Below are 7183 nucleotides of genomic sequence, written 5' to 3'. Positions count from 1 at the left end.
GTTATTGTACGGTCCACCCACAGGGTGAGCCACGCGCGCGAACCCGTCCCCCTCTATCCCATCGGCAAGCGCAAGGTCACCCTCAAGGAAGGAATACAAAATCAGTCATCAGTCGTCAGCGATCAGCCATCAGCGGATAGTGATATGTTTGTCATTGCGAGCGCGGCGAAGCAATCTCAAGGGATGAGATCGCCACGTCGCCTTGCTCCTCGCGATGACAGTAAAATGTCTAACGTTGAACCCCCGATAGAGCCATTCGAGGGCAGGCATAGAACGTTGAACGTTGAACTCAATTCCCAATTTGCCGGCAAATTGGGAATTGTTGCTTCAGGCATGTCCTGCTCAATTGCCATGGATGTCCTCTCGGAACTCGGCCTCGCCGACATTATCCCTGTCTATAAGGTGCTTCAGCTATCAGCAGACAGCACTCAGCGATCAGCAGCCGGTAGTTCCCTTGGTAGTCATTGCGAGTCCGCAGAACGAGGCGGTTTGTCATTGCGAGCACCTTTCCCTCTGTCATTGCGAGGAGCGGAGCGACGCGGCAATCTCACTCAGGGGATCGCCACGGCTACGCCTCGCGATGACAATAAGGGTGGTGCGCCTCACCCCTCACACCCTCCGCTCAATTCGTTTGACGCCTTACGTTATTTTATCGACAACGTTGATAAAATTCTTGTCCTCGAAGAGACCGATATGGTAATAGAGGCCCTCATCGGCGATTCAAAGAAGATCTTTGGCAGATGGAACGGTTATGTGCCGGGGGCAGGAGAACTTACCTATGACGTTATCAGGGATGTCATCACGAGGGTCATAAATGAAACAAAGATGGGAAAAGTACAATTTGTCCCAGACCGTGCTATCGAAGAGACATTAAAAAAGGTGCGGATGCAGCCGCGGCCCCCCAAGCTTTGTGCCGGCTGTCCTCACAGGGCCTCCTTTTATGCGATGAGATATGCCTTTCCTGAAGCTGTCTTCCCGGGGGATATTGGTTGTTACACGCTTGGTATTGCCCAGGGGGCTGTCGATACGTGTCTTGATATGGGGGCAGGGGTAAACATTGCATCCGGTTTCCATGATACCCATGTCCAGGATGGTGCCTTGATCCCGATCATTGCCTCCACGGGGGACTCCACATTTTTCCATTCCTGCCTGGCTCCCCTGTACGACGCGGTGAAGAAACAAAAGAGATTTGTCCTCGTAATTATGGACAACGGCACCACGGCGATGACGGGGATGCAGCCGACTCCCCAGACCGGCATAACGGCAGACGGCTCACATACCCATGCGATGAAGATAGAGGATGTTGTCAGGGGCCTTGGTGTCGAATTTTTAAGGATCCTTGATCCTTACGATATACCCCTCATGATCTCCACAATCCATGAAGCCTATGATTACCTCAGCAGCCAGCAGACAGTTTCGAATACCGATAATCGATCATCGATCATCGATAATCGAGCGACCAGTATCGAGCATCCAGCCTCCAGCCATGAACAATCTGCAATCGACAATCTGCAATCTGAAATCAGCTCCCCACCCCCAGCCTCCAGCCATGAACAATCTGCAATCGACAATCTGCAATCTGAAATCAGCTCCCCACCCCCAGCCTCCCGCCATGAACAATCTGCAATCTGCAATCTGAAATCTGAAATCAGCCCTCCACCTTCCGCTCCCAGCTCTCAGCAATCTGCAATCTGCAATCTGCAATCTGAAATCAGCCCTCCACTCTCCGCTCCCAGCTCTCAGCTTAGAGGTCCTGCCGTTATCATCGCCCGCAGGGAATGTATCCTCTACGCGAAGGAAAAACGAAAGGATATGCTTGAACGGGTGCCGATCGAAAGGGATTGCATCGGCTGCAAAAGCTGTATGACCTTATTTGACTGCCCGGCCATGTCCTTTGATGACGCCGCCAACAAGGTGAAGATCGACGAAGGCCTGTGCGTGCGGTGCGGCATGTGTCTTTTTGCATGTACCATGGGCAAACAGGGAAAGGGACTCTTCAGATTTCAGGATACGTATTTCATAAAGAATCAGCTATGAGCCTCCAGCAATCAGCAAAAGGCTATCAGCAATCAGCAAAAGGCTATCAGCAATCAGCAAAAGGCTATCAGCAATCAGCAAAAGGCTATCAGCAATCAGCATTTTCCTTTTTGTCATCGCGAGGAGCGAAGCGACGTGGCGATCTCATGAATGTAGAGACTAAATGAAAAAACAATACTATGTATATATTATGACAAATCAATATAATAAGGTTCTTTATACGGGTGTGACAAGCGATTTAAAAAAACGGGTTTTTCAGCATAAAGAGAAATTAATAGATGGATTTTCGAAAAGATATAATATCGTTAAATTGGTCTATTATGAAGTATATGATGATCCGGAAAATGCAATATTACGAGAAAAGCAGTTAAAATCCGGCACACGACACAAGAAGGTTGATCTGATTAATACGTTGAATATGAAATGGACTGATTTATATAATAAAATATGAGATTGCCACGCTGCGCTCGCAATGACAACAAGGGTTTCCTTCCTTTCGTCACTACAAGGAGCCTCCCATTCCGTCACTACAAGGAGCCTCCCATTCGTCACTACAAGGAGCCTCTCATTCCGTCACTACAAGGAGCCTCCCATTCCGTCACTACAAGGAGCCTCTCATTCCGTCACTACAAGGAGCCTCTCATTTTGTTATTACAAGGAGCCTCTCATTCCGTCACTACAAGGAGCCTCCCATTCGTCACTACAAGGAGCCTCCCATTTTGTTATTACAAGGAGCCTCTCATTCGTTATTACAAGGAGCCTCCCATTCCGTCACTACAAGGAGCCTCCCATTCGTTATTACAAGGAGCCTCCCATTCGTCACTACAAGGAGCCTCCCATTCCGTCACTACAAGGAGCCTTCACCCTTTATTGTCATTGCGAGGAGCGAAGCGACGTGGCAATCTCATGACGACCTACTCATTACGGATGTAACGTGGTAGACTGGATAAGCCGGATGAACTCAACAAACTCAATAAATACAACAAACCCGACAAACCTGAAGGATATATTGTCGATCGTTATCATCACCAGAGATACGAAAGAGCTTCTGCAACAGCTTTTGCATTCCATCAAAAAGGACGGATCCCTCAAGCCGTCCGTGAAGGAGACTGTTATCATCGATAATGCCTCTGCTGACGGAACAGGAGACATGGTGCACAACGAATTCCCATGGGCAGCTTACGTGAGGAACGATAAAAACATGGGTTTTGCGGCATCGGCGAATCAGGGGATCAATCAATCAACAGGGGAGTATGTACTGCTTCTCAATTCAGACACGATCCTCATCGAAGGCGAGATTGTGAAGATGCTTGAGTTTATGGAGAAAAATGATGATGTTGGAATATGCGGGCCGCAGCTTGTTTACCCTGATATGCGGCCTCAGCGTTCATTCGCCTCTATCCCATCCCTTCTCACCGAGATACTCCCGTTCCGTCGGAAGCAGTCAGGGGTCAGGGGTCAGGGGTCAGGGGTCAGGGGTCAGAGGCCGGAGGTCAGCAGGCAGCAGACAGACTCCAGCTCTCAGCAATCCGCAATCTACAATCCGAAATCTGAAATCAGCCCTCCGCCCCCAGCCTCCGGCCATGAACAATCTGCAATCGACAATCTGAAATCTGAAATAAGCCCTCCGCCCTCCGCTCCCAGCTCCCAGCAGACAGCCTCCAGCAATAGGCAATCTGAAATCAGCCCTCCGCCCCCAGCATCCAGCCATGAACAATCTGCAATCTACAATCCGAAATCTGAAATCAGCTCTCCGCCCTCCGCTCTCGACGTTCCTTCTCTTATCGGTGCAGCCATCATGATAAGAAGGTCATTGTTCCAGGAACTTTCCGGGTTTGACGAACAGTTCTTTTTCTTCCTTGAAGAAACGGATCTCTGCGTGCGCGCAAAACAGCAATCAGTCGTCAGTCGTCAGTCGTCAGCAGACAGCGATCAGGCGTCAGCTGCCAGCCATGAACAATCCGCAATCTGCAATCTGAAATCTGAAATCAGCTCCCTTACGCCTAACGCCTTACTCCTCACGCCTTACAGGGTGGTCCTCCTCCCCGACGTAAAAGTCATCCACCTCCAGGGGAGAACAGTGGGGAAGAACTGGATCAAAGGCAGGATCGAGTACAATATCTCGCTCTATAAATTCATCAAAAAACACCACAGCGCCCTTTATTACCGCTCTTTTCAGGCTGTGCGTTTCTTAAAATCCATCATTGTCATCCTCGTTCTTTCTCTCCTCCCTTTTCTCCTCATCAGCAAGAGCATCCGAAGACGCTACGTCTACTACTGGAAGGTCCTCATCTGGCACCTCGCCTCCTGCCCACCCACCGCAGGACTGCGTACTACCGCATAGCGCAAAGCGCATAGCGTATCGAACATAAATTTAGCGTAAGGAATCAGTTAATGAATAGATTTTTGAAAATTGGTGATTTTACGGCATAAATGATCCAATTTATCAAGAAGAGTTTCAAGTAGCTCATTATCGATTAAGTTTCGACTGTTTAATATAATGAGGATATTGACATTTTCGAAAGTACCCCGTCGTGCAATATTAAGAAACTGATAAAATTCTTTTCTCGAAACTGAACCAGATCCTTCTGCTATATATTCGAGGTACTCATCCCTGCACCACGAAGCTGTTCAGCGAACCGGTAGAGTTTTTTCCCTTCAAGGTTGTCTGCAATATCAAAAAGAATATTGCCTATTTCTATGGCTTCTTGCCATATTTCCAGATCCTGAAATCTAAATTTTGTCATTGTAGTATGGAAGTTATTCTACTAAATTATACACATTAAACGCTATGCGTTCTGCTGTGTTTAAATGACACTATACTCTCTGCGCTCCTATGTTGCGCTATGCGCTATGCAGAAGAGCGCTTCGCGCCCTCAGCTCTCCAGCACAAAAATTACTTCCAGCGTTACCCTGTATTCCGCTATCTTCCCATCTTCCACCCTGGCACGCTGTTCTTTCACGCGAAGACCGGTAATGCCTCTCAATGTCTTCGATGCCCTCTTGAAGCCCACCACGATGGCATCCTCAAAGCTTTTAGGAGAACCTGCAACAATCTCTGTAACCCTTGCTACTCTGCCTTCAGACCTCATACGCCACCCTCCTTAATTATTCATGATACTCATTAAAGAAATAGCAGGAAGAACAAATTGTGTCAACTGTTTTCAGCACACATCAGCCCTCAACTCTCCGCCAATCTGCAATCTGCAATCTACAATCTGAAATCAGCCCTCAACTCTCCGCCCTCCGCCAATCTGCAATCTACAATCTGAAATCAGCCCTCAACTCTCCGCCAATCTAAAATCTACAATCTGAAATCAGCCCTCCGCCCCCAGCTCTCCGCCAATCTGCAATCTACAATCTGAAATCAGCTCTCCGCCCCCAGCTCTCCGCCAATCTGCAATCTACAATCTACAATCTGAAATCAGCCCTCAACTCTCCGCCAATCTGCAATCTACAATCTGAAATCAGCTCTCCGCCCCCAGCTCTCCGCCAATCTGCAATCTACAATCTACAATCTGAAATCAGCCCTCAACTCTCCGCCAATCTGCAATCTGCAATCTACAATCTGAAATCAGCCCTCCCGCCCTCCGCTGCATTTCTTGCTTGACATTATTATACGATCGGCATAGCATTTACTTTGTTCAGTGTCTGAACAGACTCTAAATAGTTGTAATTCTTCATTTTCTATCAAATGCTACGGCGGTAGCCTGTCCAAAGGGCAGGTTTAGGCTAAGGTCAAGCAAACTCAGCCTCAGTCTTATGCATTTGAATTTTCCTCAGCTTTATCCTTAACCTTAGCTTCAACTTGTCTTTCTCTTATGGGTTACGATTCTTTCGAACATATGCCTGTGTGGCAAAAAGCCATGGAATTGGCCATAGAAGTCTTTAAACTTACTGAAAAACTGCCAAAGAAAGAAGATTACGGATTAACTTCTCAAATAAGACGATCCGCGCTCTCTATTCCCGGTAATATTGCGGAAGGGTTTGGGAGAAAACACACGAAAGATAAGTTAAACTTTTATTATGATTCGCGGGGTTCTCTTGCTGAGACGAAGAATCATTTAATATATGGACATAAAGTACAATACCTTACTAAAGCTGAACACGAGAAGCTTGTTGGTCTGATCGAAGATGTGTGGAAAGAATTAAATTCTTTGATCAGTTCTTTACAAAAGAAAACTTAAACCTTTCCCTTATGCCTTATTCATTTGTATTTTCCTTAACCTTAGCCTTAACCTTAACCTTTCCTTAAAAGCCTTGAACGAATCCCACTTCAAAACCCTCCGCGAGCTCTCATCCAACGGTAATCTTACCCAGCGGGAGCTTTCGGAAAAACTGGGCTTAAGCCTGGGCAGCGTGAATTATGTCATCCAGGCCCTCATCGGTAAAGGTTATGTAAAGGCCCAGCGCTTCAAAAATTCAAAAAATAAGATTGGATATATCTATATCCTGACGCCAAAGGGCATGAGCGAGAAGGTGAAACAGACCCAGGAATTCATCCATAGGAAAATGGCAGAATATGAGAAGCTTAAACGCGAAATCGAAACCTTGAAAAATGAACAATAACCCTTTCTCTTGCCTCTCGCAGAGCCGCAGGGTACATCAGCGGGGAGCATAGGGTATATAGAGCGAAGAGTGAAGGTCAAAACACAACGAGCGAGAATATGTTCAAACTCTCAGCTCTTTGCTCTCTGCTGCCTTAACCTCAGCGTCTCGAACGAACGAAGTGAGTGTGCGTGAGGAAAAGTATTGAAAACATTGACAAGCCACACGTAAAGGTGTATACATATACACACAAAGAGGTGTATTATGAGAACGAACGTCGTCCTTGATGAAAGCCTGATAGACGAGGCATTGAGGCTCAGCAACGCAAAGACCAAAAAGGAGCTTATCCATAAAGCCTTGCAGGAGTTTGTTGATAACCGTAAGCGCCGCAACCTTCTCGATCTTTCAGGTAAAATTAAGTTTGCGAAAAGGTACGATTACAAGGCGATGCGAGAGGGGAAATGATCCTCGTTGATACATCCGTTCTGATCGACTTCTTTAAAGGTGTTAAAACTGTAGGCAGCAAGAAATTTGAAATGATTCTGCAGCAGGAGATACCCTTTGGAATAAACTCCTTCATATTGCAGGAGGTTCTCCA

At 47.0% G+C, this 7183-nt stretch carries 8 protein-coding genes; 6 read left to right on the top strand and 2 right to left on the bottom strand.

Going from position 1 to position 7183, the window contains the following annotated elements; genetic code table 11:
- From PHU49_12265 to PHU49_12255, 3 genes are all read left to right on the top strand, one after another.
- The coding region (locus PHU49_12265) for a thiamine pyrophosphate-dependent enzyme (GenBank protein MDD5244782.1) at positions 1–2037 on the top strand (2037 nt) is incomplete at its 5' end.
- A 163-nt stretch (positions 2038–2200) separates the two neighbouring features.
- Positions 2201–2488 carry a GIY-YIG nuclease family protein gene (locus tag PHU49_12260; protein MDD5244781.1) on the top strand — a complete coding sequence of 96 codons (288 nt, stop codon included), beginning with the start codon at positions 2201–2203 and terminating at the stop codon, positions 2486–2488.
- 504 nt (positions 2489–2992) lie between these two features.
- Positions 2993–4381, top strand: coding sequence for a glycosyltransferase family 2 protein (locus PHU49_12255; GenBank protein ID MDD5244780.1), 1389 nt, complete (start codon positions 2993–2995; stop codon positions 4379–4381).
- A 247-nt stretch (positions 4382–4628) separates the two neighbouring features.
- Here PHU49_12255 and PHU49_12250 read toward each other — a convergent pair whose 3' ends face one another.
- Positions 4629–4784: a four helix bundle protein gene (locus tag PHU49_12250; protein MDD5244779.1), complete on the bottom strand. Its 156-nt coding sequence runs from the start codon at positions 4782–4784 to the stop codon at positions 4629–4631.
- Positions 4785–4913: 129 nt separating this feature from the next.
- The gene (locus PHU49_12245; GenBank protein ID MDD5244778.1) at positions 4914–5129 is read right to left on the bottom strand and encodes a dodecin family protein; all 216 of its coding nucleotides are present in this window, start codon (positions 5127–5129) and stop codon (positions 4914–4916) included.
- Positions 5130–5858: 729 nt separating this feature from the next.
- Between PHU49_12245 and PHU49_12240 the strand changes: the two genes are divergently transcribed.
- The 3 genes from PHU49_12240 (at position 5859) to PHU49_12230 (ending at position 7050) form a co-directional block, all read left to right on the top strand.
- Complete coding sequence (locus tag PHU49_12240; GenBank protein MDD5244777.1) at positions 5859–6224, top strand: four helix bundle protein; 366 nt, start codon at positions 5859–5861, stop codon at positions 6222–6224.
- A gap of 73 nt (positions 6225–6297) precedes the next feature.
- Positions 6298–6606 carry a MarR family EPS-associated transcriptional regulator gene (locus tag PHU49_12235; GenBank protein MDD5244776.1) on the top strand — a complete coding sequence of 103 codons (309 nt, stop codon included), beginning with the start codon at positions 6298–6300 and terminating at the stop codon, positions 6604–6606.
- Positions 6607–6849: 243 nt separating this feature from the next.
- Positions 6850–7050 (top strand): type II toxin-antitoxin system VapB family antitoxin, encoded by a 201-nt coding sequence (locus PHU49_12230; protein ID MDD5244775.1) that lies wholly within the window; start codon positions 6850–6852, stop codon positions 7048–7050.
- The last annotated feature ends 133 nt before the right edge of the window (positions 7051–7183 follow it).

The organism is Syntrophorhabdaceae bacterium, assembly GCA_028713955.1.
Classification (GTDB): Bacteria; Desulfobacterota; Syntrophorhabdia; order Syntrophorhabdales; family Syntrophorhabdaceae; genus UBA5609.
The sequence above is the reverse complement of the archived record's forward strand: the minus strand, read 5'-3'. Positions and strand labels throughout refer to the sequence as shown.

Excerpts from the sequence above, each read along its gene's own strand:
- PHU49_12255 (MDD5244780.1), top strand. The coding sequence starts at position 2,993 with ATGAACTCAACAAACTCAATAAATACAACAAACCCGACAAACCTGAAG.
- PHU49_12230 (MDD5244775.1), top strand. The coding sequence starts at position 6,850 with ATGAGAACGAACGTCGTCCTTGATGAAAGCCTGATAGACGAGGCATTG.
- PHU49_12240 (MDD5244777.1), top strand. The coding sequence starts at position 5,859 with ATGGGTTACGATTCTTTCGAACATATGCCTGTGTGGCAAAAAGCCATG.
- PHU49_12250 (MDD5244779.1), bottom strand. The coding sequence starts at position 4,784 with ATGACAAAATTTAGATTTCAGGATCTGGAAATATGGCAAGAAGCCATA.
- PHU49_12245 (MDD5244778.1), bottom strand. The coding sequence starts at position 5,129 with ATGAGGTCTGAAGGCAGAGTAGCAAGGGTTACAGAGATTGTTGCAGGT.
- PHU49_12260 (MDD5244781.1), top strand. The coding sequence starts at position 2,201 with ATGAAAAAACAATACTATGTATATATTATGACAAATCAATATAATAAG.